Annotated in this window: 24 protein-coding genes; 1 reads left to right on the forward strand and 23 read right to left on the reverse strand. The window is 49.7% G+C overall.

Going from position 1 to position 26,559, the window contains the following annotated elements; genetic code table 11:
- Positions 1–13 precede the first annotated feature (13 nt).
- The 18 genes from DXA36_RS22350 to DXA36_RS22440 form a co-directional block, all read right to left on the reverse strand.
- Positions 14–904, reverse strand: coding sequence for a glycine betaine ABC transporter substrate-binding protein (locus DXA36_RS22350; RefSeq protein ID WP_182479216.1), 891 nt, complete (start codon positions 902–904; stop codon positions 14–16).
- Between the two features lie 48 nt (positions 905–952).
- Positions 953–1,681, reverse strand: coding sequence for an ATP-binding cassette domain-containing protein (locus tag DXA36_RS22355; RefSeq protein WP_118681665.1), 729 nt, complete (start codon positions 1,679–1,681; stop codon positions 953–955).
- Positions 1,678–2,340, reverse strand: coding sequence for an ABC transporter permease (locus tag DXA36_RS22360; RefSeq protein ID WP_118681666.1), 663 nt, complete (start codon positions 2,338–2,340; stop codon positions 1,678–1,680). Before DXA36_RS22360 ends, DXA36_RS22355 begins: the two co-directional genes overlap by 4 nt.
- Positions 2,341–2,578: 238 nt before the next feature.
- Complete coding sequence (locus DXA36_RS22370) at positions 2,579–4,786, reverse strand: alpha-galactosidase (protein WP_118681668.1); 2,208 nt, start codon at positions 4,784–4,786, stop codon at positions 2,579–2,581.
- Between the two features lie 71 nt (positions 4,787–4,857).
- Positions 4,858–5,265 carry a hypothetical protein gene (locus DXA36_RS22375; RefSeq protein ID WP_118681669.1) on the reverse strand — a complete coding sequence of 136 codons (408 nt, stop codon included), beginning with the start codon at positions 5,263–5,265 and terminating at the stop codon, positions 4,858–4,860.
- 443 nt (positions 5,266–5,708) lie between these two features.
- Positions 5,709–6,839, reverse strand: a complete 1,131-nt coding sequence (locus DXA36_RS22380; protein WP_243114716.1) for a DUF3048 domain-containing protein — start codon at positions 6,837–6,839, stop codon at positions 5,709–5,711.
- A gap of 228 nt (positions 6,840–7,067) precedes the next feature.
- On the reverse strand, positions 7,068–8,108 hold the full coding sequence (gene rseP / locus DXA36_RS22385) for an RIP metalloprotease RseP (RefSeq protein ID WP_330425091.1): 1,041 nt from the start codon (positions 8,106–8,108) through the stop codon (positions 7,068–7,070).
- 5 nt (positions 8,109–8,113) lie between these two features.
- Positions 8,114–9,271, reverse strand: a complete 1,158-nt coding sequence (gene dxr, locus DXA36_RS22390; protein WP_118681671.1) for a 1-deoxy-D-xylulose-5-phosphate reductoisomerase — start codon at positions 9,269–9,271, stop codon at positions 8,114–8,116.
- A gap of 46 nt (positions 9,272–9,317) precedes the next feature.
- Positions 9,318–10,145, reverse strand: a complete 828-nt coding sequence (locus DXA36_RS22395) for a phosphatidate cytidylyltransferase (RefSeq protein ID WP_118681672.1) — start codon at positions 10,143–10,145, stop codon at positions 9,318–9,320.
- A 3-nt stretch (positions 10,146–10,148) separates the two neighbouring features.
- The gene (locus tag DXA36_RS22400) at positions 10,149–10,856 is read right to left on the reverse strand and encodes an isoprenyl transferase (RefSeq protein ID WP_118681673.1); all 708 of its coding nucleotides are present in this window, start codon (positions 10,854–10,856) and stop codon (positions 10,149–10,151) included.
- 129 nt (positions 10,857–10,985) lie between these two features.
- The gene (gene frr / locus DXA36_RS22405) at positions 10,986–11,537 is read right to left on the reverse strand and encodes a ribosome recycling factor (protein ID WP_118681674.1); all 552 of its coding nucleotides are present in this window, start codon (positions 11,535–11,537) and stop codon (positions 10,986–10,988) included.
- 62 nt (positions 11,538–11,599) lie between these two features.
- Positions 11,600–12,295 carry a UMP kinase gene (gene pyrH, locus DXA36_RS22410; protein WP_118681675.1) on the reverse strand — a complete coding sequence of 232 codons (696 nt, stop codon included), beginning with the start codon at positions 12,293–12,295 and terminating at the stop codon, positions 11,600–11,602.
- 27 nt (positions 12,296–12,322) lie between these two features.
- Entirely contained in the window at positions 12,323–13,390 is a 1,068-nt protein-coding gene (locus DXA36_RS22415) for an HD-GYP domain-containing protein (RefSeq protein ID WP_118681676.1), read from the reverse strand.
- A 34-nt stretch (positions 13,391–13,424) separates the two neighbouring features.
- On the reverse strand, positions 13,425–13,778 hold the full coding sequence (locus tag DXA36_RS22420) for an Hpt domain-containing protein (RefSeq protein WP_118681677.1): 354 nt from the start codon (positions 13,776–13,778) through the stop codon (positions 13,425–13,427).
- Positions 13,779–13,869: 91 nt separating this feature from the next.
- Positions 13,870–15,306, reverse strand: a complete 1,437-nt coding sequence (locus DXA36_RS22425; protein WP_118681678.1) for a TrkH family potassium uptake protein — start codon at positions 15,304–15,306, stop codon at positions 13,870–13,872.
- A gap of 16 nt (positions 15,307–15,322) precedes the next feature.
- The gene (gene trkA / locus DXA36_RS22430) at positions 15,323–16,684 is read right to left on the reverse strand and encodes a Trk system potassium transporter TrkA (RefSeq protein WP_118681679.1); all 1,362 of its coding nucleotides are present in this window, start codon (positions 16,682–16,684) and stop codon (positions 15,323–15,325) included.
- A 105-nt stretch (positions 16,685–16,789) separates the two neighbouring features.
- A complete protein-coding gene (locus DXA36_RS22435; RefSeq protein WP_118681680.1) occupies positions 16,790–17,779 on the reverse strand; it encodes a hypothetical protein in 990 nt (329 codons plus the stop codon).
- A 235-nt stretch (positions 17,780–18,014) separates the two neighbouring features.
- On the reverse strand, positions 18,015–20,078 hold the full coding sequence (locus DXA36_RS22440) for a glycoside hydrolase family 127 protein (RefSeq protein ID WP_118681681.1): 2,064 nt from the start codon (positions 20,076–20,078) through the stop codon (positions 18,015–18,017).
- A 186-nt stretch (positions 20,079–20,264) separates the two neighbouring features.
- Here DXA36_RS22440 and DXA36_RS22445 point away from each other — a divergent pair, with 186 nt between their 5' ends.
- Entirely contained in the window at positions 20,265–21,128 is an 864-nt protein-coding gene (locus DXA36_RS22445; protein ID WP_182479217.1) for a helix-turn-helix transcriptional regulator, read from the forward strand.
- Between the two features lie 41 nt (positions 21,129–21,169).
- On the opposite strand, the gene DXA36_RS22450 is transcribed toward DXA36_RS22445, so the two are convergent.
- The 5 genes from DXA36_RS22450 to DXA36_RS22470 all read right to left on the reverse strand — a co-directional run bounded on the left by DXA36_RS22450 (position 21,170) and on the right by DXA36_RS22470 (position 26,484).
- Complete coding sequence (locus DXA36_RS22450; protein ID WP_118681683.1) at positions 21,170–23,167, reverse strand: glycoside hydrolase family 31 protein; 1,998 nt, start codon at positions 23,165–23,167, stop codon at positions 21,170–21,172.
- 134 nt (positions 23,168–23,301) lie between these two features.
- On the reverse strand, positions 23,302–24,183 hold the full coding sequence (locus DXA36_RS22455) for an AraC family transcriptional regulator (RefSeq protein ID WP_118681684.1): 882 nt from the start codon (positions 24,181–24,183) through the stop codon (positions 23,302–23,304).
- Positions 24,184–24,191: 8 nt separating this feature from the next.
- A complete protein-coding gene (locus tag DXA36_RS22460) occupies positions 24,192–24,803 on the reverse strand; it encodes a sugar O-acetyltransferase (protein ID WP_118681685.1) in 612 nt (203 codons plus the stop codon).
- Positions 24,763–25,833 carry an ROK family transcriptional regulator gene (locus tag DXA36_RS22465; protein ID WP_118681686.1) on the reverse strand — a complete coding sequence of 357 codons (1,071 nt, stop codon included), beginning with the start codon at positions 25,831–25,833 and terminating at the stop codon, positions 24,763–24,765. The genes DXA36_RS22460 and DXA36_RS22465 overlap by 41 nt, the downstream gene beginning before the upstream one ends.
- Before the next feature lie 120 nt (positions 25,834–25,953).
- Positions 25,954–26,484: a GNAT family N-acetyltransferase gene (locus tag DXA36_RS22470; RefSeq protein WP_182479218.1), complete on the reverse strand. Its 531-nt coding sequence runs from the start codon at positions 26,482–26,484 to the stop codon at positions 25,954–25,956.
- Positions 26,485–26,559: the final 75 nt, after the last annotated feature.

Consider the following 26,559-nt stretch of genomic DNA (forward strand, 5'->3'; position numbering starts at 1 on the left):
AGCTCTCCCTCTGCTATTTAGTGATAAGGCCTTTTTCAACAAGGAATTCTTTGGCGACTTCTTTTTCGTCCCTGCCTTCCACCTCTACCTGATAGTTCATATTACGCATTTCCTCATCGGAAATCTGTCCCGTAAGCTTTTCCAGCGTATCGGCCAGTCCCGGGTATTTCTCCAGCGTATCCGTCCGGACTACGGTACCGGCATAATAGGTTGCAAACAGGCTCTTATCATCCTCCAGAAGCTTCACATCGGCCGCTGCCAGCTGGGCATCGGTGGTAAATGCATTGGTGACGTCGATTTCACCATTGGCCATAGCCTGATATTTCAAAGCGATATCCACATCCACGGTTCCCTTGAAATCCATTCCATAAGCTTCGCAGATCATGGGATATCCATCCTCCCTTTCCATATAATCCGGGTTTCCTCCGAAAATCAGGTTCCCGGATGCTGCTGCCAGGTCGCTGAAGGTTTCCAGCGAATAGCTGTCCGCCGCTTCCTTTCTCACCGCCAGAACGTAGGAATTCTGGAAGCCGTACAGGCCGCTCCAGGTCAGTCCCATGTCCTGGTAATCCTTCTGCAGGTTCTCATACAGCATATCGGAATCCTCTTCCTTCTCATGCTTCAGCACTGTCATCCAGGCCGTCCCGGTATATTCCGGGTATAAATCAAAATCCCCTTTGAGAAGTGCCGGCTGGATATTGGTGGTTCCGCCGCCGATCCCTTTGATGATTTCCACCGGGACATCCAGATCATTCTCAATAAGCTGCCCAATGATTTCCGTGAGGATGTACTGCTCCGTCATCGGCTTCGATGCAATTCTGACCGGCTCCTTTTCTTTCCCGCACCCTGCCAGTGTTCCAATGGCAAGCAATACCGCCGCCAAAAATATCCTGTTCTTTTTCATCCTTATATGTCCTTTCTTCTTTGCATCCGCCGTTACGCACACAGCTGCTTATGCCCTGTCCGATATCAGCTTTCTCACAAAATCCGTGGCCGGATTCGCCCTGATTTCCTCCGGCGGCCCGTCCTGGATAATCCTGCCCTCATCCATAACCACAATACGGGTACCGAGACGCAGTGCTTCGTCGATATCATGGGTAACAAAAACAATGGTTTCCTTCTGCCGGCGGTGAATCCTGCCGATTTCCTCCTGCAACCTGCGCCGGGTAATCTCATCCACCGCGCCGAAGGGTTCGTCCATCAGCAGGATTTCCGGTGAATTCATCAATGCCCTTGCTATACCCACACGCTGTTTCTGGCCGCCCGAAAGTTCGTCCGGATATCTTCTTAGCACCTCTTCCGGCAGCTCCACCAACTCCAGCAGCCGGTTCACCCTCTCCTTCACCGCTTTCTTATCCTTTTTCCGGGATAAATCGGCCACATAAGAAATATTTTTTGCAATAGTTAAATGGGGAAAGAGCCCGGTCTCCTGCACCACATACCCCAATTTTCTGCGAAGTTCGGTGAGATCGGTATCCGCCAGATCTTTACCATTCACCATCACCCGGCCTGCGTTTGGCTTCAAAAGGCCGTTCATCAGCTTGAGAGCCGTTGTTTTTCCGCAGCCGGAAGTACCGATAAGCATGACAAACTCTCCCTGTGTGATGTCCAGGTTAAAATGCTCCAGCACCCCTTTCTTCCCATAGGCTGCCGTTATATCTGTCAGTGAAATCACACTCATGCCTGCTGCTCCCTTCTGCCTCTCGCCCCGTCGCTCCAGGGAATCTTCTTTTCCAGCAGATATATCAGCCGGTCGGAAATCAGCGCCACAAGGGCGATCAGTATACTTCCCGCATAGGTCATGGCCGCATTATTCGTGGTTATCCCTCTGTAAATAGCCACACCCAGGCCGCCCGCCCCGATATAGGAAGCGATACCGCTCAGGGAAATAGTCATCACTACCATGCTTCTCACACCTGCAAGGATCACCGGCAGGGCCAAAGGCAGCTTTACCCGGAACAGGATCTGCAGCCTGGTGCTGCCCATCCCGGCCGCCACCTCCGTCAGGAAGGGCTGGATAGTGCTGATTCCCGTATAGGTATTGCGCACGATAGGCAGCAGGCCGTATATACTCAGGGCAATAATTGCCGTTTTGTTTCCGATTCCCGTAAAAGGGATCAGAAATCCCAGCATGGAAATAGAAGGTATCGTATACAATACGTTAATGATATTCATTATAATCTGGGCCGGCTTCCGGAATTCACTGATGAGCACCCCGATGACAAGGCCCAAAAGCAGGGATATTGCCACGGAAATACCCGCAATGCGTATATGCTGCAGGATCAGCTCCCCGAAAAAGGAGCTTCGTTCTGCATAAAGCCTGAAAATTTCCTGTATCATACTATTTTGTCTCCAATCCAATCGTATTTATTATACCCTTACCCGGTGGTTTTGGCAAAGGTAAAAATTGATGTAATATGGCAGACGGCAAAAAGGGCCCGGCAACATCCTTATGGAATACGGCAAAAAAGCCTGGTGCCGCCGGCCCCTTCCCTTCTGCCCGGTCGGCAGCGAGAAAGGAACAGACGGAATCAGACCTTTTTACCGGCATACGGCTGGTATCCTTCGGAACAACAGCTTATTGCGCGTTTAATTCAAACTGCACCGCTCTGTATTCCCCGGAGGCGGAAGGAATGCAGATTCCGGCATTCATCAGGGCGCTTCCGCTTAAGCACCTTCCATCCTCCAGCCGATAAACAGCGGCAGCATCCAGACCTTTCAGCTTGATAAATACCGGCTTGCTGTTCGCACGGGTATGGGTGATTACCAGATTAACAAGAGCCTGCTTTTTATCCTCCGATACAAAAGACCAGGCCACGAACTCTTGTCCATGGAATGCTCCGGCTCCATTCAGCCGGTAATATGCGCCCTGATGGATGAGTTCGTAATATTTCTTATAATCGGAAACCTGTTTTTTCACCTCTTCCTTTTCGTTCTGGGGAAGGGTGTTCAGATCCAGCTCATAGCCGAAGCTCCCCGCCATCGCTACCACGCCTCTTGTATGGAAGGGCGTAATTCTTCCGGTCTGATGGTTGGGACAGGCGGAAACATGGGAACCTACGGTTCCAATGGGATACAGGAAGGAGGTTCCGTACTGGATTTCCAGCCGTTCCACTGCATCCGTATCATCACTGCACCAGATTTGGGGGGAATAATAAAGCATGGCGGCATCAAATCTTCCTCCGCCTCCGCTGCAGCCTTCAATCATAAGATCCGGGAAGGCGGAAGTCAGCCTTTCCAGAAGCTCATATACGCCCAGAATACAGCGGTGGTACACCTCTCCCTGACGCTCCGCCGGAAGTGCGGCACTGTAAATGTCACACATACTGCGGTTCATATCCCATTTTACATAATCGATCCGGGCATTACTGAGGATATCAGACATCCGTTCAAACAGATAATCCCTCACATCCCGGCGTGACATATCCAGAACCAGCTGGAACCGGCTGCGGTTGGGTTTTCTTCCCGGTATCCGTAAGGCCCAGTCAGGGTGTGCCCTGTACAGTTCGCTGTCCTCGGATATCATCTCCGGTTCAAACCAGAGGCCGAATTTCATACCCATGGCATTGATCTTTTCAGACAGGCCGGAAAGGCCCTCCGGCAGTTTATCCGGATTCACAAACCAGTCGCCCAGGCCGGAGCAGTCGCCGTTTCTCTTCCCGAACCAGCCGTCATCCAGCACCAGCATTTCAATTCCCAGCTCTGCCGCCTGGGATGCAATCTTCAGGATTTTCTCTTCATTAAAATCAAAGTATGTGGCCTCCCAATTATTGATCAGCACAGGCCTTCTCGCATATTTGTATTTTCCCCTGCAGATATGGTCCCTGATAATTTTGTGGAATTTATGGGACAAATCGGTAAAGCCTTTATCCGAATAGCTCATAATGACCTGGGGCGTCTCAAAAGTATCTCCCGGTGCCAGTCGGAAACAGAAGGATTCCGGATGGATTCCCATGAATACACGGGTCTGTCCCATTTGTTCCACTTCGGCCCCGGCAATGAAATTGCCGCTGTATACAAAAGTCATTCCATAGCAGTCCCCCGCATCTTCCGTCGTCTGGGGCGTGCACAGAAGCAGGGACGGATTGTGGTGATGGCTGGAGGTACCCCGTTTACTCCCAAAGGAAACCGTTCCGTGGCAAAGTGGTGTGCGTTCCGTCTGCCTCTCCATTGCATGTCTTCCATGGAAATGGATCATATCCCACTCTCCGAAAGGCATGTCCAGACATACAGACAGCATTTTCTCCAGGGAAACGGTTCCTTCCGTGGAATTCCGCAGTTCCGCCGCCCGGGTGATCACATCCTCCTTTTCGAATACCCCGTATTTCAGTACCAGCTCCAAACCGGTGGACGCATCCTTTAAAAGGATGGAAAGGGTGGTGCTCCCGAGGGAGTTGTTCCCTTCCTCATCATACACAGCGGGCATCCCGGTGATTGTATAAGCCCCTTTAGTTATCTCATGGGATACATAACGGAAATCGGCCGCCATACTGCCGTCCGGGTTTACCACCTCCAGACAGGACGTACGGTAATCCCCCACTCCCTGCGATGGGTATTCCTGAGGCTGCGTATCCAGGGAAAACGTCCTGTCCCCCTCCGCTTCGTAGGGATTCCCGGAAAATCCGACATCCGTTCCCCAGAGCAGATATTCCATGGTGCTTCCGTCCACCCGCTTTCCGTAATACAGATGTTGTAAAATGTCATATCTTCCCACCATCATCTGATAGGTGGTCTCTGCTGTCTGCAGGGTGAAAATTTTTGTGGACTCATTATAGGTAACTGCCATAAAAAGATCTCCTTTCTGTTGTTTTCACTACTTCCATATTATGTAACCTGCAGCCGGCTGTCAATCTTTTCTTACCGTCCGCCGGTACAGGAAAACTGCAGGTTTTCTTCCGTACCGGTTTTCCTGTTTTCCACAGATACCCCCACTGCCAGATGCCCTTCTTTCCCGATCAGCTCCCAGGGAATCTCTACAAATACCGAACCCTTTGCCTCATACACGCTGCCTTTCCGGATAAGCAGCTTCCGCATATCCTGATCCCGCAGGATGAGGGATTCCTGTTCTGCCGGCAGAAAAAAGCCCTCATCCGTCAGGGACGGCGACTCCGAAGCTTCAGGGATTCCCTTATCTTTAGCCCAGGCTTCTCCGGACGGAAGCCGCGCTGCCAGGGCTGCCGCTGCTATTCCCAGCAAAAAACCAATTACCAGGCCCTTTCTTTTTTCTTGTGCTCCCTGTTTTTCATTTTTTCTCCGCTTTTTCATAATTGCCGCATTTCTCCGTCCGCCAGTGTCCGTACACTTCCGCCGCCGATTCCAATCTCCGGGCGAAACACAAAAGTCCCTGCCCGGTTTACCGCGGGGATAAAAGACCGGCCTGTTCTATTTTCATAATTATTGAATACGTAGGATTTGTCTGTCCGTATACCGGACCTGAAATTAAGAATAACTTTGAATTAAGAATCGCTTTTCTTTAGAAACTTTACTGCTATAAGTATAGCATAATCCCTCAGCGTTCGGAATACCGGTAAATATAAACTTTTTATGAACTACCCGGAGAGTGTTACGGTTCATGGCCCCTTTGTCTGCCGGCCCTCTATCCGCAGGAATAGAAAACGCAGGACAGCGGCCGTATCTTCCGGCCCGCCTTCCTGCGTTCTCCCTGTTTGCTTTGTCATACCCGACAGGCATCCTGCCGGTATGCGCCCTTATGAAAAGCCCACTGCTCTTCCCTTCTGGGCAACCGCTATGTATGTTTTTCCTTCGTTCATCTGGATTTCATTTCCGGCATCATCAAAATATCTGGTAGGGCCGTAATCCGTCGTTTTCTGCCACGTAATATGGATACATTTACCTTTCGTAAAATAATACCCGTCCTCCGTGGTATCAAAATTATAGAAAGCAAGGTATCCTTTTGCATCCAGAGTCATCCATTTCGTGTTCTGCACAATCACATTGGCAAAAGCAAGCTGCTGTCCATTGGACGCATCGGTATGGGCCTTTCCGTGTATCGTTTTGTAATACAGGCCATCCGCCGCATTGTAGGTAAATCCGGTCTTGGTATAAGGGAATACATTGGACAGGTTTATCTGGTTGGCGGTCTGTGCCCCCGCACCATATTGGGCCAGGGTATTTACGCCGGCAGCGAAATTAAAGTGTTTGGGGCTGTAGAATTCGGGGCGCAGAGCCAGGGAATATCCCAGCTGGGTACAGGCGTTGGTAATGCCGCTGCCGCTGATATAAGCATTATGGGGTGCCTTTCTGTCATTACTTCTGAAAAAAGCGTTGGCTCCCGGCGCACTTCCTCCGGTACCATATTCAAAGGTTCCTGACAGGTTATTGATATCCGGCATACCAATCCGGTCAGCCATATACCACACACCGCCGTAATGGACTAGAATCGGATCCCATTCTGTGGCGATGGGAATATAATAGGCACGGCAGCTTCTGATATTTCCAATGCGGGAAAGCCCCTGCCAGTCATCAATAACGGCAAGCTGACGGGAAATATCCCCTTCCTCCATAATCTCATACAGCACCTTGGCATGGCTGATTCCATAAGACGGCTGTGCCGCCTTGTCCGTGGGCATCATGATGGCAATGGGCCTGGAAGCGGCCTGGGCTGCGGGAACCCATTCATTCGTATACACGCTTCTCACATAACCTGCGGGGCCTTCCTGCGCATGTACTTCTCCTGCGGGTGCCAATGCCGTCATACAGAGCACTGCCGCCATAACCGCCGCCAACGTCCTGCCCTTTTTTCCCGGATTGCTTTTATTCCGCTGAGTTTCTTTTTTCCATAGAATATCTTTCTTCCATGGAATCTGATTCCATCTCATATTTACATACCTCCCCTTAATGGTTTAAAGCCTGTCCGTTCCAACAGGTCTAATCTAATAGTACCCACTTCTTCCGGCTTCGTCAACTTTCCGCAGGGAATTATAGTAAATTTTCGAAAATATTAAGATTTACGATAACAAATCGAAAGCAGCGGCTTTTTTCCTGTTAAGATAAAAGCCGCTGCCTTGATGCAGACCATTTCCGTTCTCCCTCCGCTGCCCGCTTCTTCAGCGCAGCAGCCGGGATATATCATTGAACATAACAAAGACCATCAGGATCATCAGAACCACAAACCCCGCAAAATGCACCATGCCTTCCTTGTCCGGGGGCACCGGTTTTCCCCGGATTGCCTCAATAATAAGGAATACCAGTCGTCCGCCGTCCAATGCCGGCAGGGGAAGCAGGTTCATAACACCCAGGTTTACACTGAGCAGCAAAGCGATATTTATCATGTTCAGGATAACCATCCAGACACCGTAAGGCTCCGCCTGTTCCTTTACCTCTCCTATCACCTGCGCCACTCCGATAGGACCTGAGATATCATCCTTGCTCGCCTTGCCCTGGATCAGCATCCCCAGGCTCTTTATGGTAGCACGCAGACTGTAACGGACTTCATAATAGCTGTATTTAAAAATCCCTGCATTCCTGCAGTCCACGTATTCTCCGTATCCATTGAAGCCAAGCAGATACCGGTCTTCTTCTTCATTGTATTTTGGCACAAGGGCAGCGGTATGCTTTTCACCGTCCCGCAGGAACTCCACCGTCATGGTTTCCCCTGCTCCCACGTAGGTATTCAGCCAGATTTCCCGGGCCACATATATCCGCTCCCCGTTCATCCTTGTGATCACGTCACCCGGCTGCATCCCTGCTTCCTGGGCCGGATAGCCGTCAATCAGCCCATTGATAACCGGCTTGTCACTTCCTGCATAGCCGACCACAATCATGGCAAGGATATAAGCCAGAATAAAATTAAAGAAGGGGCCTGCAAATACAGTGGAAATCCTGGCCCATACACTGGCATTGGGGAAGGCTCCTTCCGACGGCGTACCTTTTTCACTGTCAAGGCCGTCTTCTCCTTCAAACATACATGCGCCGCCTATGGGAAAAAGACGCAGCGAATATTCCGTTCCCCCCTTATGAAAGCGAAGCAGCTTGGGACCCATGCCCACACTGAACTCCACCACCGTGATGCCGTTGGCTTTTGCCAGAAGGAAATGCCCCAGCTCATGCCCGACGACGATCACTCCGAATACCAGGATAAATAACACGATAGTCAATTGCTTCCATTCTCCTTTATATGCTCGATATATTCGTAAGTTTCTGCCTCAGCCTGCAGAATCTCATTGACATTAGGATTCTCAATTACCCGGTGATGATTCATACATTTTTCAATCAGTTCGGGAATTTCCAGGAATCCGATGCTGTGGTCCAGAAACAGGGCCACCGCTTTTTCATTGGCGGCATTGAACACGGTGGGCATGCTTCCCCCCGCTTTCGCTGCCCTCATCCCCAGATCCAAACCGGTAAAGGTGTCTCTGTCCGGCTTTTCAAAGGTTATCCGGCCCAGTTTGAAAAAGTCCACCCGTTCTCCCGGCATCGGCCTTCTTTCCGGGTAGAAAAGCGCATACTGGATAGGCAGCTTCATATCCGGCATACCAAGCTGGGCCATCACCGCCCCGTCCGTATATTCCACCATAGAATGAATAATGCTTTGCGGATGGACCAGCACTTCAATGCTGTCCAGCTCCACATCAAAAAGCCATCTGGCCTCCATAACTTCAAGAGCCTTGTTCACCAGGCTGGCGGAGTCCACGGTAATCTTACGTCCCATAGACCAGTTGGGATGCTTCAAGGCATCCTCCGCACGCATTCCTGCCAGTTCCTCCCTTTTCTTTCCCCGGAAGGGACCGCCTGATGCGGTAAGCCACAGTCTGGAAACACCGGAACGCGCTTCCCCGTTCATGGATTGAAAGATGGCGCTGTGTTCACTGTCCACAGGCAGGATTGATACCCCGTGCTTCCGGGCCAGCGGCATAATCAGATGCCCCGCCGTCACCAGTGTCTCCTTGTTGGCAAGCGCAATGGTTTTGCCGCTTTCAATAGCCGCTATGGTAGGACGGATTCCAATCATTCCCACAATGGCGGTTACCAGGATATCCATACCCTCCATAACCGACAGTTCCAGTAGCCCCTCCATGCCGCTTCCCACCCTTACAGGAAGATCCGCCACACGTCCCTGTAATTCCTTTGCCGCAGCTTCGCTCCACATAACCGCCAGCTGCGGCTCAAACTCCCTTATCTGCTTCTCCATCAGAAGTACGTTGCTGCCGGCCGCCAGTCCCGTCACCTGTAAATCCGGATTATCCCGGACAATTTCCAGTGTCTGGGTTCCGATGGAACCTGTTGAACCGAGAATCGCTATTTTTTTCATTCGTAACTCCTTTGTAACTATGATGGTATTGAGCCGTTACGCCCCTTTATTCAAACCGTATCAAAAGTATGGACAGATAATATATGATCGGCGCCGTAAATAAAACACTGTCAAACCGATCCATAATCCCGCCGTGCCCCGGAATCAGCCTTCCATAGTCCTTGATGTTATGGTTTCTCTTGATACCTGACGCCGCCAAATCCCCTATCTGGGAAATCACAGCACCGGCGGCGCAGATAATGGCCGCTATCCAGGTAATGTTCTGATCCGCAAACACGTTTTCCAATACCAGGAAGCCGAATAAGGCTCCCACCAGCCCGGCACCAACCACACCTCCTATCGCCCCTTCGATGGATTTCTTAGGGCTCAGTATCGGCGCAAGCTTGTGCTTTCCCACAGCCATTCCCACAAGATAGGCACAGGTATCGCAAATCCAGGAGCTGATAAATATCATCCATACCATATACACGCCATTAGGCAGGTTTCTGGTGAGAAAAATAAAAGTAAACAGCACCGGTGCATAAAAGGAACAGAAAAAAGTGGTCATTACCTGCTCCGCTTTGAATTTGGGAAAGGAGAACACATATACAAACATCAGCCCCAGGAAAATCACTGCCAGCATCCCCATCCAGTATACCGGATCCCTGATGCCGTATACCACCAGGTAATACAGGACAATTCCTGCATAGCCCACTCCCTCCAGCGCGTTGTTCTTCTGTCCGGCTTCGATCACTCCGCAGGCCTTTGTCAGCTCCCGGAATGCAATCAGGGACAGGATCAGCATTCCCAAAGCGAGAATCCCTCCTCCGGTCAGAAGCAGAAAAAGAGCCAGGATTACCAGAACCACACTGCTCATCAATCTTTTACCAAACATAAATCATCCTCCCGTCACCAGCCCGAATCTTCTGTCTCTATGATTATATGCTTCAACAGCTTTTACCAATTCTTCTTTTGTAAAATCCGGCCACGGAACAGGTGAAATATAAAATTCCGTATAAGCCAGCTGCCACAGCAGGAAATTGGACAGCCGCTGTTCATTGCAGGTCCGGATCAGCAGATCCGGATCGGGCAGCCCCGCCGTATCCAGGGCATTGCTGATATCCTCCTCCGTCAGAGAAGCCGGATCCAGCTCTCCCGCTGCCGCTCTGGCGGCCAGCCTGCTTAAGGCCCTGCGCAGTTCATCCCTGCCGCCGTAATTCAGAGCGATTTGGAAATGAAGGCCGGTATTGTCTTTGGTGGCTTCCTCCAGCTGATCAATCCGGATGCGGATATCTTCATCCAAACCACTTTTGTCCCCGATAACCCGGACACACATATTATTCTTGGCCGCTGTTTTCAGACAGGTTTTCATATAATTACGCAGAAGCTTCATCAGAGCATCCACCTCATCCGCGGGACGTTTCCAGTTCTCTGTGGAAAAAGCATATACCGTAAGGTACTGGATCCCCATCCGGTACGCCTCCTCACAAATAACCTCCACTGTTTTGGCCCCCTGCACATGCCCGTAATTTCTGGGCATTCCTTTTGCCTTGGCCCACCTGCCGTTTCCATCCAAAATAATTGCCACATGATTCGGTACGTTCATACTTTACCCCTTCTGTCCACAGCTTACCCGCAGACGCAAATCCAAAAGTTGGTAGCTTTATTTTTCCTCTGTAACCGGGAAAAAGGGACAAGCCAAGTAACGCCTGCCCCCTCTTTATTCTGATTGCTTTTATACGGTAAGGATTTCTTTGGATTTCTCTTCCACCAGCTTTTCGATATCTTTAACATACTTATCTGTAAGCTTCTGAAGGGAACTTTCCAATTCCTTGATCTCATCCTCGGAAACATCTTCTTTTGCCAGCTTTTTGAAGTAGTCGTTGCCGTCTCTGCGGATATTGCGGACAGCCACCTTCCCTTCTTCGCCTTTTTTCTTCACTTCCTTAACGAGTTCTTTTCTGCGTTCCTCGGTAAGCTCCGGAATCACCAGACGGATTACATTTCCGTCATTGGAAGGAGTAATTCCCACATCGGAAGCCATAAGAGCCTTCTCGATTTCTTTAATCAGGGATTTTTCCCAGGGTGCGATCTGAATCATCCTCGGTTCAGGAACTGTGATATTTCCCACCTGCTGAATAGGGGTGGGCGTGCCGTAGTAATTCACTTTAATTTTGTCCAGAATGTGGGGATTCGCACGTCCCGCACGGATCGTGGCAAAATCTGCAGCAAGAAAATCATATGCCTTTGTCATTTTGGTGTCGAACTGCTGTAATTTTTCGTTCATCGAAAATTCCTCCCTGATTCTTATTCACATAAGGATGTCCTGCAAAACGCGGCATCCCTTGTTTATACGGTAACCTTGGTTCCGTTAAACTTTCCTTTTACCGTGTTAACAATACTGTTTTCTTCATTAAGGCCGAAAACCCACATGGGCATCCTGTTATCCCTGGCAAGGATGGACGCCGTCATATCCACTACCTGAAGGTTCTTCGCAATCACCTCATGGATGGTAACCTCCGAATATTTCACCGCCGCCGGATTGGTCTTAGGATCGTCGCTGTATACGCCGTCAATAGCTTTAGCCAGCAGGATTACCTCCGCTTCCACCTCGATTGCCCGGAGCACAACGCCGGTATCTGTTGAGAAATAAGGATGGCCTGTGCCTCCCGCAAAGAAAACCACCATTCCTTTTTCAAAATACTTGTTCGCCCTGTCTTTGGAAAAAAGCTTCGTGAAGGAACCGCATTCAAAGGGGGTGAGAACCGCTGTCTGCATACCTTCCGAACGGCAGATCTCCGAGACATATATGCAGTTCATTATAGTGGCGAGCATTCCTATCTGGTCCGCCTTTGTCCTGTCGATATTCTCGCTGGTGCGCCCTCTCCAGAAATTGCCTCCCCCGATAACCACGCCCACCTGGACACCGTCCTCCGTCAGCTGTTTTATCTGAAGGGCCACCTTTCTTACGGTGGCCTCATGAAAGCCGTGCTTTCCGTTTCCCGCAAGGGCTTCCCCGCTTAATTTCAGTAATATTCTTTTCATTACCAACCTCTCATTCCGTCTCGTATCTTATTGAAGTTCTTTTGCTTTTTGCTCAAATTCCTTCCGCGCCATCCGGAAGCAGTCCATCAGCTTGGGATTAAACTGGCCGCATTCCCCGTCCAGTATCATCTGATAGGCCACATCGTAAGAAAAAGCCGGCTTATATACGCGGTCGCTCACAAGAGCATCATATACGTCCGCAATAGAAACCACCTGGGCCGCCAGAGGGATTTCATCTTCCTTCAATCCCTGGGGATATCCTCTTCCGTCCCATTTCTCATGGTGGCTCAGCGCTATGTTATAACAATAATCCTTGAATATCCGGTTATCCGTAACAAAGATTTCCTTAATGATCTCCGCACCCTTTGTGGTGTGGGTTTTCATCAGTTCAAATTCTTCCTGCGTCAGCTTACCCGGTTTTAAAAGAATGGAATCCGGCACCGTTATTTTCCCCACGTCATGCATAGTGGACGCGTGGGAAATGATATCGGCCATATCCTCCGTCATGCCATATTCCGGATAATATTTGATAACATATTTTAAAAGGATGGCGGTGAAGGAACGCACCCGGTAAATATGGTTTCCGGATTCCATGCTCCGGAACTCCACGATAGTACCCAACGTATCGATGATATGGTAATTCATCTCCGTCAGCTCCCGGTTCTTTTCCTTGATCTCCTCCGTCTGCTTTTCCACCATCGCTTCCAGGTTGTTCTTATGATGGTACAGATCCACCAGATTGCTGACACGCCTTCTAACAATGGGAACCTCAAAAGGCTTGGATACAATATCGGACACGCCCAGATCATACCCTCTTTTTCTGGATTCACTGGATGTATCACTGGTAATCAGTATGACCGGAACAGACATCATCAAATGCTGCTCATGCATATAATCCAGCACTCCGAAGCCATCCATTTCCGGCATAACAATATCCAAAAGGATAGCGGCGAGCTTTCCCCGGTTATTGTTGATATATTCCACTGCCTCTCTGCCGTTTTCCGCCAGGATTACCTCATAATCCTCCTCAAAGATACCCTTCAGTATCTCCCGGTTCATTTCCATGTCATCGACAACAAGTATCCTATCTTTCACGCCTCTATACCTTTCCCGCAGACTCCTCTCTACCCTAGAGCCGACTAATCTTCTGTATCAGCATTCCGTAAACTTCCTCAGCCTCTTTCATCGATTCTTCCAAATGATCAAGGTTCTGGTTTCTCAGCTGTTCCGTCAGTGCAGAAATCGTTTGGTAAAAAGGCTCCAGTCCCAGATTCCCGGAAAGGCCTTTCAGCGTATGAGCGTTCTTGAACGCTTCCTCATACTGCCTGTTTTCTATGTTCTCCTTCATCTGTGCGTAATTGGGGTCTTCCGGAAAACGCTTCAGGAACTTCAGATATAAGCCTTCGTTGTTCATGAAACGCTCCATGGTTCTATCCAAATCCACACCGGCCTCCAGGAGCAGTTTTTTATTTTCTTCGTTCATGTTTTCCCCTTTAATTCAAGCCTTCCCAAGCAGACTGTCCTATAATTTCACGATAAACAAATTATAGCATTCTTTACCGGTAATATGCAATCTATTTTTTCCAGGTATAAGGTACGAACAAAAGCAGCATCGGGAATATTTCCAGACGTCCCGCAAGCATGTCAAACATCAGCACATATTTGGAAAAGCCTGAAAAAAATGCAAAATTTCCCGCAGGCCCCACCAGGGAAAGCCCGGGTCCGATATTATTGAGTGCAGATATCACCGCAGTCACATTCGTGGTAAAGTCAAAATTGTCGATTGTCAGCAGAAGAATGGATGCCAGAAGGATTCCCGCATAGGAAATCAGGAATATATTCGCAGCCCTGACAATGGGATGATCCAGTTTTTTCCCATCCATCAGCACCACCTTAACGCTTCTGGGATGTATCAGGATAGCCAGTTCCTTTTTAATGGTCTTCATATACATCAGGATCCTGGAAACCTTGATACCGCCGCCGGTGCTGCCCGCACAGGCACCCACGAACATAAGCAGGACAAGCAGTGTCCTGGAAAACTCCGGCCATTTATCAAAATCCGCCGTGGCAAACCCGGTGGTGGTCATAATCGAAGCCACCTGGAAAGCCGCATGACGCAGGCTGTCGCCCACGTTCCCAATCTGGGAAAGAATATTTATGGCAATCAGAAGCGTGGCGGCGGCGAAGATTCCAAAATAAAGCTTCACTTCTTCCATACAAAAAGCATCCTTGAGCTTTCTCACCAGAAGCAGGTAATAAAATGCAAAATTAGTGCCGAACAGCATCATGAAAATGGTGACCACTATCTGCACATACGGGCTGTAGCCGGCAATGCTGTCCGAACGGATGCCGAACCCGCCGGTACCCGCAGTCCCGAAGGCTGTACAGACCGCGTCAAACATGGGCATCCTGCCAAGCAGAAGCAGGATGATTTCCAGCACCGTCAGCATCACATATATCCCATACAGGAAAAAAGCGGTGGTCCTCACCCTGGGCACCAGCTTGCTTACGGAAGGCCCGGGGCTTTCCGCACGCATCAGATGCATGGTCTGGCCGCTGGACATGGGCAGGATCTGAAGCACGAATACCAGAACCCCCATTCCTCCTATCCAATGGGAAAAGCTCCGCCAGAACAGGATCCCGTTGGAAAGGTCCTCAACCCGGAGCAGGATGCTGGCGCCGGTGGTGGTAAAACCGGATATGATTTCAAAGAGCGAATCGGTAAAACTGGGGATTTCCCCCGAAAAATAAAAAGGCAGCGCTCCCACCAGGCTCATGACTATCCAGCCCAGTGCGACCCCCACATATCCCTCTCTTGCATAAAACTGGATATTTTCAGGTCTTTTGAAGGAAAGAGCTGTCCCAAGGACAAGGGACAGCAGCGCACATGCCAGAAAAACCGGCCATGTCTTTTCCCGGTAAAGAAGAGACACCGCCAGCGGAAGGAACAGGAACACACCCTCCACCTTGAGAATCCAGCCAAGTATATAGCTAATACATTTGTAATTCATGGTACGTATGCTCCTTCTAGGCAAGTATATCTTCTATGTCGTCCAGGCCTTTATGGGTGGTTACCACAATAACCGTATCTCCTGCTTTTATGGTATCCTGGCCGCTGGGCAGGATAAGCTTTCCCCGTCTGACGATGTTGCATAAAAGCAGATTGCTTTTCAGCTTCAAATCGGAAAGGGGAACATCCAGAACCCTGGAATCCTTTTTCACGGAGAATTCCAGCGCTTCCACCTTATTGTCAATCAGGCGGTACACGGCTTCCACCGCGCTTCCCATGGAATTCTGCATACCGCGCACATATTTGATGATGTGCTCGGCCGTAAGATATTTGGGACTGATTACACTTCCTATATCGAAATTATCAATGATCCCGCCATAATTAATCTTATTGATCTTCGTGATTACTTTGGCCCTGGAAACCTTTCCCACATAACAGGAAAGCATCACATTTTCTTCATCCAGGCCGGTCAGGGAAATAAATGCATCCGTGCTTTCAATCCCTTCCTCGCGGAGGAGATCCGTGCCGGAGGCGTCTCCGTATATAATCATCGCCTTGGGAAGAAGCTCACTGAGTTCATCGCACCTGGCGCGGTTATTTTCTATGATTTTCACCTGTATTTTGGATTCCAGGAGCATCCTGGCCAGATAGTAGGCAAGAGTTCCGCCGCCCGCTATCATCACATCCCGGATGAGCTTGCTCTCGATTCCTATACTGGCAAACAGCGCTTTCATTTTATCCGGGGGAACAATGACGGAAATATAGTCCCCTTCATGGAGAATGGTATTGCCGTCCGGGATGATAACATCATGGCTTCCATCCCGTTCCACCACACAGATAAGCATGTTGGATCCAAAACGCCTGGTAGTTTCACTGATTCTGCGCTCGGACCAGGAAGAGCCTTCCGGCACACGGAACCTGACCAGGTCCACCTTTCCTTTGGCAAAAGCATCCACATCCATGGCGGAAGGTATCCGGATCAGTCTTGCGATATCGGAGGCCGCCGCAAGCTCCGGATTAATGGCGAGGGAAAGCCCCAGTTCTTCCTTAATAAACCCTATTTCGGCATAATAGCCAGGGTCACGCACCCTGGCAATTGTCTGGCAGTGTCCTGCCTTTCTTGCAATCAGGCAGCACAATAGATTCACTTCGTCCTTACCGGTAACCGCAATCAGGAGATCCGCTTCCTTTACCCCGGCCTCCTGCTGGACACGATAGCTGGTGGCATTGCCCTGGATACACATGACATCCAGCACATTTCCCACCAGCCCCGCTTTCTCCTCATTTGTGTCAATAATGGTCAAATCATGACCTTCTTCATTCAGCTGTTCGGCCAGGGCATATCCCACTTTCCCGCAGCCGGCAATTATGATTTTCATTCGTATTTCCTCAGTGCCTGAAGGCACCTACCTTACCTTTCTTCTTTCGTAACTGTTCAGGACCTTCACAATCACTTCAAAATTCCATCCGAAACTGCCTGACGCCTATACCCGTCCCAGGACGGAAAGATAATACTGGTACAGATTCTTATATGTTCCTTTGCTAAAGTGCAGCCCGTCGGTCAGTGTATAACCCGTTCCCTGGAGATAGGAATAGCTGTCAATCCAATGGACCTGCGGACTGAGCCGTGACTGCAGCTTTTTATTGAAACTGCTCACCATGGATTTGGTAACATATTTACCGTTTTCCACCGGATTGACCGATGAATAATAAACGGTTGCCCCTTTTTCTGTCCATTCTGCCGCTTTCCGGTTAACCAGCTCCGCATAGGCGTTCACATTGGCCACATCGTTCACACCCAGATTGATGATGATCTTCGTGCCCCTGCCTACCGCCGCATCGATTTGAGGCACCGCCTCGGATGCAAACCATTTGTAGCCCTGGGAGGATTTGGCAATCCATACATATTCGCCGCCTCCCACCGCATTATGCATCTGCACAAAACGGGAGTCGCCAACAAATATGATTTCCGGGCCGGTGACAAGCTCTTCCTCCGCAGCCGCCAGTTCCTGAAAGGCCTGCAGCTGGGTATCCGTCTGGGCAAGCTGCTCCTGCTGAACCTGCTCCAGCACCTGCAGCTGTCCTAAAAGCTCTGTCTGGGCGGCGTCTATAACGGACGCCTCCTGCAGCTGGATAAGTGTGCTGATCTGTGACTGCACCTGTTCCAGCTGGATCTGCTGGACATCACGCAGATTCTGCAGCTGCAGAACAAAACCTTCCGGATCCGATACCGGATCCGTCACCAGGGTAACTGCCGCCGCATCCTGTGTCTGTTCCGCGCTCTGCGCCAGCTGCGCATCCTGCATCTGTTCCGCTGCCTGTGTTTCCTCCTGCGCCGCCGTGAGGACGGTCTGCGTCCCTCCGGCCTCAGCCGTCTTATCTGCCCGTATTGTCATAGATGGCACTGTCAGCGCGCATACCGCCGCAAAAGCAAGTGCTGCCTGAAGAAGCCTCCTATTCGCTCTTTTCGTCATTCTTAAATCCTTTCTGCGAAAACAAGTTTTCTGCAACCAAGCAACCCTATTATACGTTGCCTTTCGGGAAAAGGCAATCCTTTCCTGCGATAATTGACAGAATGCGCCGGAAAGCCGGTGCAGATGGCGGCACCGGCAAGTCCCGTATCGGCAGACAGGAAGGGCAGCACCGTATCTTGTGTGCTGCCCTTCCTATCCGTTTTTCTCCTGTCAGGTTCCCCGCATCGGCGGTACCCTATTCAGCAGTTCTGATGAATACCTGCATTTCGCCTTCCCCCCGGTTGGCCCATGCATAATAAGGGATCCACTGCAGGACGGCTTCTTCGTATTCCGCCGTTCCATATTCCCGGTATAAATCCCCGTTATCTTCTTTCTGTACCGCCAGTTTCCTTCCTTTCGTCGTAACCGTCACCATACGCTGTCCGATCTTTTCTTCCAGAAGGGCCTGCGGCGCGGGATCCGACGCCAGAGAAAACAAATGAAGGTTCTTTCCGTTATCCGCCTCTTCCATACAGTAAACGACAGGCCCCCTTGTCACGGCGGCTTTGCCGATATCTTCCCTGACTCTGCTGTCCGCCTGCATCAGACGGACTTCCATAGGGAAGTCAAGCTCCAGCGTTTCCCCGCCCTTCCAGACTTTGTCAATGATGAGATAGCCGTCTTTCACCTGACGCGTTTCCCCGTCGGCAGTCATTATTTCTCCTTCCCCAGGCCCCTTTTGTCCGTTCAGGGTATAGCTCCGGCACCAGCCGGGGATACGGAAGGCCAGCCTGCATGCCACCGGCTCTTCCACATTGATTTCTGCCGTAACCTTACCGTCCCAGGGAAAATCGGAAGAAATACGGACATCCATTTTTTTACCGCCGCAGTCCTTTTCCAGCACGCTTCCCATATACAGGTGTACATAAAGGGAATCCTCCGATTCCGTATATGCATAGGAAGCGATAGAGCTCAGCAGTCTTGCTATGTTGGGCGGGCAGCAGGCGCAGCCGAACCATTTCTGGCGCACCGGCTTTACATGGAATTTGCGCTCATCCTTGTGACAGGCCTCTGGCAGGGTTTCCAGGGGATTTACATAGAAAAAGCTTTTCCCGTCCAGGGCCATGCCGCTTAAGATACCGTTGTACAGAGCCTTTTCCATCACATCTGCATATTTTCTGTCCGCTTTGATTTCCAGCATGCGTCTGGCAAAAAATACAAGGCCGATGGAAGCGCAGGTTTCCGCATATGCCGTATCGTTGGGAAGGTCATAGTTAAAAGAAAATGCCTCGCCCATATGGGTGGATCCAATCCCCCCGGTTATGTACATTTTTTTCTGTGTTATATTATCCCATAGCTTTTCACAGGCTGCATATAACGCTTCATCCCCGGTCAGACGGGCCACATCGGCCATACCGGAATACAGATACACCGCACGCACCGCATGCCCTACTGCCTCCTCCTGTTCCCGCACCGGCAGATGGGCCTGATTATAAGCATAACGCAGTTCCTCCTCCTGCCCTTTTTTCACCGCTTCCGGATGCTCCGTATCGTAATAATACGGCCTGGTGCCTCTCTGATCAACAAAGAAACGGCTGAGGTTGAGATACTTATCCTCTCCGGTAACCTCATAAAGGCGGACAAGGGCCATTTCCGCAATTTCATGACCGGGATAGCCTTTTAATTTTCCCTCTTCTTCGCCGAAACGGGAAGCGACAAAATCTGCATATCTCTCCGCCGCCTTCAGCAGCTTATCTTTTCCCGTTGCCTGATAGTAAGCCACCGCACCTTCGGTCAGATGCCCGAAACAGTACAGTTCATGGTTATCCTTCAGGTTGGTAAAAATCGCTGACTGATCATTGATGATATAATAGGTATCCAGATATCCGTTGTCCTGCTGCGCCGCACATACAATGCCAATGGCTTCATCCGCCGTTTTTTCCAGTTCGGGATCCGCATGCTGGGTGAGGGAGTAGCCCACGGCTTCAATCCATTTGGAAAAATCGCTGTCCTGGAACAGGCAGCCGTAAAACCGCTCTTCCAGATGATCCATATCCTCCGGCAGCGGCTGGAACACAAGAGGCCACTTCACTTCCCGGAAGGCAGCTCCCTGCTCTTTCTTTTTTGCCGTTATCTTTCCCGCGATTTTGAAATTCCGCATACAAAAGCTGGGCTCTGCGTCAGGAAGCCGGTCATTAAGTGCCTCCCACTGATAAGGGATTACCTCCTTACGTACCAGTTCCATTTCCTTCTTCCAGAATGCATCCGTTACCTGCACCTGTCTCAATGAAACAGGGCTGCTTTGCTTTTTTTTATCCATATTTCCTCCATCCTCTCCGCCGGATTATGTTATATTTTACATGTATACTAACAGGCTTCCTTTTCCTTTTCCATTGCTAATCTGGAAAGCAGCATGTATAATATGGAAAACAAGTTACTGTCCATAGCGGGCACAGCCGCAGGGCGGCAGGCAAAAAAACAACTTAACGCACAGGAGGATTCTTCCATGGGTGTTCAACTGAAGCTGATGGAGCCGCGTATCATCAGTTCTGCCAACTATATAACTTTTATAAATCCCACCTCCCACCCCGATCGGGTTATGTCCGAGCATGATTTTCTGTATATGATTGACGGAAGCTGGCGGATTATGGAGGAGGATATCCTGTTTGAAATGCATTCGGACGATCTGCTTATCCTTCCCGCAGGAAGGCACCATTACGGCAACGGTCTCAGCACGCCTCATAACAAACACATGTATATTCATGTAAAACCGCTGGAAACAGAATGTCTTTCGAATGCGGCGGTTACCGGCGGTTGTGCAGTAGGAACCGGCCGCCTGCTGCCGGCAGATGAGGCCGCTGCATTCACGGAGTTTCATTCTCTGATCCATTGCCAGAGCAACCCCCATATCAAGGAACTTTTCCAGGAAATCATTGCGGAGTGCTGGGATCTTTCCCCTTTCCGGGAATCCAAGCTGTCCCTGCTCCTGAACCTATTGCTGATCGAACTGAAGGAACAGCAGGACAAGCCCTACTGCGCCGCCTCCAACAGCATTCTGGAAGAAGCTTCCCGGCTGATACAGACAACGCCGCAGACTTTTTTTACAGGAAAAGAACTGGCGGAAAGATTTTATGTGTGCGAACGCACTCTTTCCAACCAGTTCAAAAAAGTTTACGGGAAAACCCTATATGCTTTTCAAATGGATGTGAAGCTGGAGATGGTCCGGCAGTTTCTGTTAAGCCAGCCGGATGTAAAGCTACATGAAACGGCTCTGAACTTCGGCTTCTGCGATGAATTCCACCTCAGCAGGACCTTCAAGAAAAAATATGGGGTATCTCCCAGCAAATACCGGGAAATCACCGGTGCATAACGTACTAAAGCTCCGGCTCCTGTAGCAACAGCTGTTTTTAATTAAATCAACCCGATAAGCTCCTGCAGCCTGCCGTCTCTTACAAACACAGGGATCACATCCAGCGCCGCCTGTACCCGGACCGTCTGTCCTCCTTCATAGACGCTGCCGTCATGGAGGAAGCTCCATTTGGAACCTTCGGGAAGATAGACCTCCCGTTCGCAGGAATCTTCATATAATACGGGGGCCACCAGCATGTCGCTGCCGTACATATACTGCTCTTTCATATCCCAGCAGCATTTCTGTTCCGGGAACTCATAAAACATAGGCCGCATGACCGGCCGTCCCAGCGTATGGGCCTCTTCCATAAGTTTTCTGGTATAAGGGCGCATCGCTTCCCGGAAGCGGATGTATTTAACCAGCGTGTCGCAGTTCTCGTCCCCGTAGCTCCATACCTCATTATCCGCCCCTGTTGGCTGCATAACTTCCCCGGCTTTATTCACCACCCGCTGCGAAGGGACACGATCCCCGTGCAGGCGCATGACTGGACAGAAGGTACCCCATTCAAACCAGCGCACCAGTAATCTGCGAAACGCCTCATCCTCCGGGTTTCCGCCGGAAAAGCCGCCGATATCCGTAGTCCACCACGGGATTCCCGCAATCCCCATATTCAGCCCCGCACATACCTGCCTGCGGAAAGTCTGCCAGTCGGAATGAATATCTCCCGACCACACAAGCGCGCCGTATCTCTGGCTGCCCGCCCAGGCACAGCGCAGCAGGTTCACCACATTCTCCTGGCCTTCCTGTGTCTGTCCTTCATAAAAAGTTCTGGCATTGGCCTGGGGATAAATATTGCCAATCTGGGCATTGGTTCCCTGGTGATAGCGGTAATTGTCAAAATCGTAGCCGCTGTATTCCGGTTCCGCTTCATCCAGCCAGAATACTTTAATTCCCAAATCATAATAATTTTTTTTGCACTTGTCCCAAACATAGGCACGGGACCGGGGATTTGTGGCATCGTAGAAGGTACTGTTCCCATTATAGAGCATAGCGATATCCACGCCCTTTTCCGCCTTGACGAGCAGGCCCTTCTGCTTCATTTCCTCGTAATTTTCACTTTTCCAGTCAATCTGGGGCCAGATGGAAACCATCAGCTCTATTCCCATTTCCTTCAGTTCTTTTACCATCGCTTCCGGATCCGGGAAAAATTCTTCATCAAACCGGAAATCCCCCATCTTGGGCCAGTGGAAGAAATCACACACGATAACGTCGATAGGAATGTTTCTTTCTTTATATTCCCTCGCCACCTTGAGAAGTTGTTCCTGGTTCCAGTAGCGCAGCTTGCACTGCCAGAAGCCCATACCATACTCAGGCATCATAGGAACCTTTCCCGTCGCATTTCCATAAGCCTGTTCGATTTCATCCGGCGTATCGCCGGCGGTAATCCAGTAATCCATCTGTTTTGTGCTTTCCGCATACCATTCCGTGGTATTGGAAGCAAAGCTCACCCGTCCCACAGCCGGGTTATGCCAGAGAAAGCCATAGCCCTGATCCGACAGGACAAACGGGACACTTGCCTGGGAATTCCTGTGGGCCAGCTCCAAATTACAGTTTTTCACATTCAGGATATCCTGCTGGTACTGCCCCATACCGAACAGCTTTTCAGACGGCTCGGAAGCAAATGTAACCGTCAGATGAAAATCCCCGCCAATAATTGGTTTGAAAAAACGGTTCTTTTTATTCAGGGCGCCGCCTTCTCCCGCTTCTTTTAAGAGCAGCTTTCCGTTCTGGTTGTAAAAAGAAATATCACATTTCTTGGACCAGCTGCTGACTTCAAGCACCGCCGTTATTTTACCGTTCGTTATAACGCCCCGGTACTCCTCCACACAGATTTCAGCCTCCGCCGGTTCCTGCACAAGCAGGGCATAATCCGTATCCTCCAACTCCCCCAGTATGGTGGACCGCACACGAAAGCTGTTGGCCCCCCAGGGCTCAACGGACAACACTTCCCCGTCCCAGCGGTAAACCAATGCATTTCCTTCCTGACTCATCGTATACATAAGCTATCCTCCTGCAGATAAAAATGGCAGACCGGTTCTGCCCGGCCGCGTTTGCGCGGGACCTCCGGTTTACCTGTCTGCCATCATTATATTCATTCTTTTTAAAGGATTCATTATATATTTTGACCAGTTTTTTAAGTATCCTGACCTTTTCGATATTTCTGCGGTGTGGTATGATACAGCTTTCCAAACTCTGTGGTAAAATAATTGCCGCTTCCGAAGCCTACATCCAATGCGATCTTTCCCACCGGCTCATCGGTTTCCTTAAGCAGACGTTCCGCTTTCTGCAGCCGGACCCTCTGCACATACTCCACGAAGGTCATATGGAAATTGTCCTTGAAAAAACGGCACAAATAGCCTTCGCTGACGGACAGGTAGGCAGCCAGGGAAGGCAGTACCATCCGCTGCGTATAGTTCTCTTCCACAAAGCCTACAATCCTTCTTATCATCTCACTTTTTCTCGTATTTGTTTTTACGGGCTGCATTTCCACCTTCTGAAGCATGAGGATATCATAGACGGCCTGCAGGAGATATGCCCTGACAAGGATTTCGTACCCCTTTTCTTTTTCGTCAAAAACGAAATAGGTTTTATTCAGCATTTCAAACAGAGCTTTTTGTATACTGTTTTTTTCTCGCAGCAGAATGAAATGTCCCTGCTCTTCCGAAAACAGAGGCTTCAGATACTTCTGTTCAACCCGGTCATTTGCCATGCCCGATAAAAAACTGTAATCAAATACCACGGCCCTGAATTCCAGCTGTGTGCCGAAGCAGTCATGGGATCCATGCAGGGCATTGGGCTTTATGAGAAGCACATCTCCCTCTTCTATTATAAAAGGTTCCGCCTCCACCTGGAAATTCGCTTTCCCGGAGGTGATAAAAAAGATCTCGATTTCCGGGTGCCAGTGATAGCTCAGGGGCATCTGGTAATCCTCTTCCATTTTTGTTTCATAGGCGCTCACCGGAAAAAGCAAATCCCCATGCTGCCTGTTTTCTCGCAAAGGTCTGGATATTTTCATGGTCTTTCCTACTTATAATCCTCCACGTCGAATTCACGGTCTTTAAAATAATAGTTCCGGTCTTCCTCCGTGATTGTGCGCAAAACCCGGCAGGGATTCCCCACCGCTATTGTATTGTCAGGTATATCCTTGGTTACAACACTGCCCGCTCCGATTACCACATTATTGCCGATGGTGACCCCGGGGTTGATTACCGTATTTCCGCCGAGCCAGACATTATCTCCGATGGTTACGCCGATACCGTACTCATAGCCGGTATTCCTGGAATCCGGATGCACGGGATGGCCCGCCGTATAAATCGATACATTAGGGGCGAACTGGGCGTTTTTACCGATGACCACTTTTCCCACATCCAGGATCGTCAGATTATAATTGGCAAAAAAGTTTTCTCCCACTTCAATATTCCAGCCGTAATCACAGTGAAAAGGCGTTTCAATCCAGATATTCTCCCCGCATTTCCCGACAATCTCCTTAATCAGGGCCGCCTGCTCCTCCCCCTGTTCCGGGGACAGGTTATTGTAGCGGTATATCCGTTTCTTATTTTCCATTCTCTCCTCTGAGAGACCGTCCAGCCATGCCTTATAGGGCAGGCCCGCAAGCATTCTTTCTTTCTGATCCATTCTTTCCTTCCTCATTTCCGGGTGTAATCCATTCCTCCATAAGCTGCCGCATCTTCTTCTGTGCAAGGCACACCATTCCGGTTTCGTAGTCTTCTTCCAGGCGGCATGAAACCTCCACTCGTACCTGAAACTTCCCGTAAAGACGTCTGCACACATATCGTTCCAGCGCTTCCGCCATACCGTCCGTAAAAAAGTCACCATAAAGGACAAAACAGGAAGGCGCCACTATACAGGCAAAGGAAGTGAGCAGAGCCACCAGCTGGCACAAAACCTGGCTTTCTTCGTAATAATCCAGTTCTTCCCAGGGTACAGGAACATAAACGGCTCCCATCTCTCCTGCGAAATGGGAATTTCCATAATAGATATTCCCATCCAGAATCAGGCCTGCCCCCGGCAGAAAGGATCGGGGAAAATAGATTCCCACCAGGGAAGTGACATCCTTACCGCAATTTTTGCGGTAATAGCCATAAGCCATGGCGTTGATATCGTTTTCAAACAGCACGGGAACGCCGTACTTTTCCCGGATGCGGGGAAGAAAATCCGCCCCTTCCAAACCTGCAAAATCATTGATAGTCACCACCTCGCCGATAGCCTCTCCGGGCAGCCCGAAGGCAATCAGGCCGATATTTGCAAATTTGGTAAAAACCGCATCCAGAATTGCATCAAAGCTCCTGGCTCCGATATCTTCCATATATTCCTGGTGTTCCCACAGCTTCTGCCCTTTCAAATCCGTCACAAGCGTATGAATATAATTTCTGCCTTCCAGCTGATGACCGTATATAACTGCCATGGTACGACAGCCATAGTGATAGCCATATAGCATGGAAGGGCGGCCGCCGCCGGAAGGGACCATCCCCATTTCCCGCACTTCTCCCTGTTCCAGCATTTCAGCAATCAGCGCATTGACCGTCACCACACTCAGGCCGGTCAGCCCGGCAAGCTGCGGTTTGGTAGCCTGCCCCTGTTCGGATAAAACACGGCGCAGGGTATTGATATTCAATTGTTTCATCAGCCTGGTATCCGCTCTCATCCTGCCGCTCCTGATAGGTATTTGTTACGCATTTGTCCACTTACAAAAGATGCTTTATAAAGTTCATTTATAATTTAAAGGAAAACCCGCGTTTTGTCAACACGGATCAAAAGAAATTTGCTATTTCATGAAATTGTAGATTTTATAAAAATGATACATTACCTCTGAATCATCATTTACATCCCTGTACATTCTTTTTTCAGTCAATATAAACCCTGCTTTTTCAATTACTTTCCAGGACCATATGTTATCAGCTCTAACGGTGGCTATCATCTTTTGTACATGATAATGCTTGAAAAAATATTCCAAATATGATTTAACCGCTTCAACCGCATAACCTTTGTTCCTGTATTGCGCTCCAATAAAATAGGTAATGCCTATTTCTTTAATGTCTTCATAATAGGAACATCCTATCGAACCAATTACCATATTTTCATTCTTTAATGTTATTGTATAAGCCAAATAGTCCCCTTCGGGATTATCTCTGCTTGCAAGCTCCTTTGCTTCGTCTATCCATTTTTCCATCCATTTATTACAAGCTTTATCAAAGCCACAATCCGTTAAGCTTCCATCTGCTGCCATATCTATAAAAAAGACGCCATCCTCTGTTTTTACATCCCGGATTGCCAATCTCTGCGTTTCCATTAACATATTAATTACCATCCCACTATTTTTATACTAACGTGTACGGCACGGCCTTTCCCCCGGAGATTGCGGCCATATAAA

The organism is Eisenbergiella sp. OF01-20, assembly GCF_003478085.1.
In the GTDB taxonomy this organism is placed as follows: Bacteria; Bacillota; Clostridia; order Lachnospirales; family Lachnospiraceae; genus Eisenbergiella.

What these genes read in the sequence shown, in the direction of transcription:
- DXA36_RS22350 (WP_182479216.1), bottom strand. Translation starts at nt 904, where the DNA reads ATGAAAAAGAACAGGATATTTTTGGCGGCGGTATTGCTTGCCATTGGA.
- DXA36_RS22355 (WP_118681665.1), bottom strand. Translation starts at nt 1,681, where the DNA reads ATGAGTGTGATTTCACTGACAGATATAACGGCAGCCTATGGGAAGAAA.
- DXA36_RS22360 (WP_118681666.1), bottom strand. Translation starts at nt 2,340, where the DNA reads ATGATACAGGAAATTTTCAGGCTTTATGCAGAACGAAGCTCCTTTTTC.
- DXA36_RS22370 (WP_118681668.1), bottom strand. Translation starts at nt 4,786, where the DNA reads ATGGCAGTTACCTATAATGAGTCCACAAAAATTTTCACCCTGCAGACA.
- DXA36_RS22375 (WP_118681669.1), bottom strand. Translation starts at nt 5,265, where the DNA reads ATGAAAAAGCGGAGAAAAAATGAAAAACAGGGAGCACAAGAAAAAAGA.
- DXA36_RS22380 (WP_243114716.1), bottom strand. Translation starts at nt 6,839, where the DNA reads ATGAGATGGAATCAGATTCCATGGAAGAAAGATATTCTATGGAAAAAA.
- dxr (WP_118681671.1), bottom strand. Translation starts at nt 9,271, where the DNA reads ATGAAAAAAATAGCGATTCTCGGTTCAACAGGTTCCATCGGAACCCAG.
- DXA36_RS22395 (WP_118681672.1), bottom strand. Translation starts at nt 10,145, where the DNA reads ATGTTTGGTAAAAGATTGATGAGCAGTGTGGTTCTGGTAATCCTGGCT.
- DXA36_RS22400 (WP_118681673.1), bottom strand. Translation starts at nt 10,856, where the DNA reads ATGAACGTACCGAATCATGTGGCAATTATTTTGGATGGAAACGGCAGG.
- frr (WP_118681674.1), bottom strand. Translation starts at nt 11,537, where the DNA reads ATGAACGAAAAATTACAGCAGTTCGACACCAAAATGACAAAGGCATAT.
- pyrH (WP_118681675.1), bottom strand. Translation starts at nt 12,295, where the DNA reads ATGAAAAGAATATTACTGAAATTAAGCGGGGAAGCCCTTGCGGGAAAC.
- DXA36_RS22420 (WP_118681677.1), bottom strand. Translation starts at nt 13,778, where the DNA reads ATGAACGAAGAAAATAAAAAACTGCTCCTGGAGGCCGGTGTGGATTTG.
- DXA36_RS22425 (WP_118681678.1), bottom strand. Translation starts at nt 15,306, where the DNA reads ATGAATTACAAATGTATTAGCTATATACTTGGCTGGATTCTCAAGGTG.
- trkA (WP_118681679.1), bottom strand. Translation starts at nt 16,684, where the DNA reads ATGAAAATCATAATTGCCGGCTGCGGGAAAGTGGGATATGCCCTGGCC.
- DXA36_RS22435 (WP_118681680.1), bottom strand. Translation starts at nt 17,779, where the DNA reads ATGACGAAAAGAGCGAATAGGAGGCTTCTTCAGGCAGCACTTGCTTTT.
- DXA36_RS22440 (WP_118681681.1), bottom strand. Translation starts at nt 20,078, where the DNA reads ATGGATAAAAAAAAGCAAAGCAGCCCTGTTTCATTGAGACAGGTGCAG.
- DXA36_RS22445 (WP_182479217.1), top strand. Translation starts at nt 20,265, where the DNA reads ATGGGTGTTCAACTGAAGCTGATGGAGCCGCGTATCATCAGTTCTGCC.
- DXA36_RS22450 (WP_118681683.1), bottom strand. Translation starts at nt 23,167, where the DNA reads ATGTATACGATGAGTCAGGAAGGAAATGCATTGGTTTACCGCTGGGAC.
- DXA36_RS22455 (WP_118681684.1), bottom strand. Translation starts at nt 24,183, where the DNA reads ATGAAAATATCCAGACCTTTGCGAGAAAACAGGCAGCATGGGGATTTG.
- DXA36_RS22460 (WP_118681685.1), bottom strand. Translation starts at nt 24,803, where the DNA reads ATGGATCAGAAAGAAAGAATGCTTGCGGGCCTGCCCTATAAGGCATGG.
- DXA36_RS22465 (WP_118681686.1), bottom strand. Translation starts at nt 25,833, where the DNA reads ATGAGAGCGGATACCAGGCTGATGAAACAATTGAATATCAATACCCTG.
- DXA36_RS22470 (WP_182479218.1), bottom strand. Translation starts at nt 26,484, where the DNA reads ATGTTAATGGAAACGCAGAGATTGGCAATCCGGGATGTAAAAACAGAG.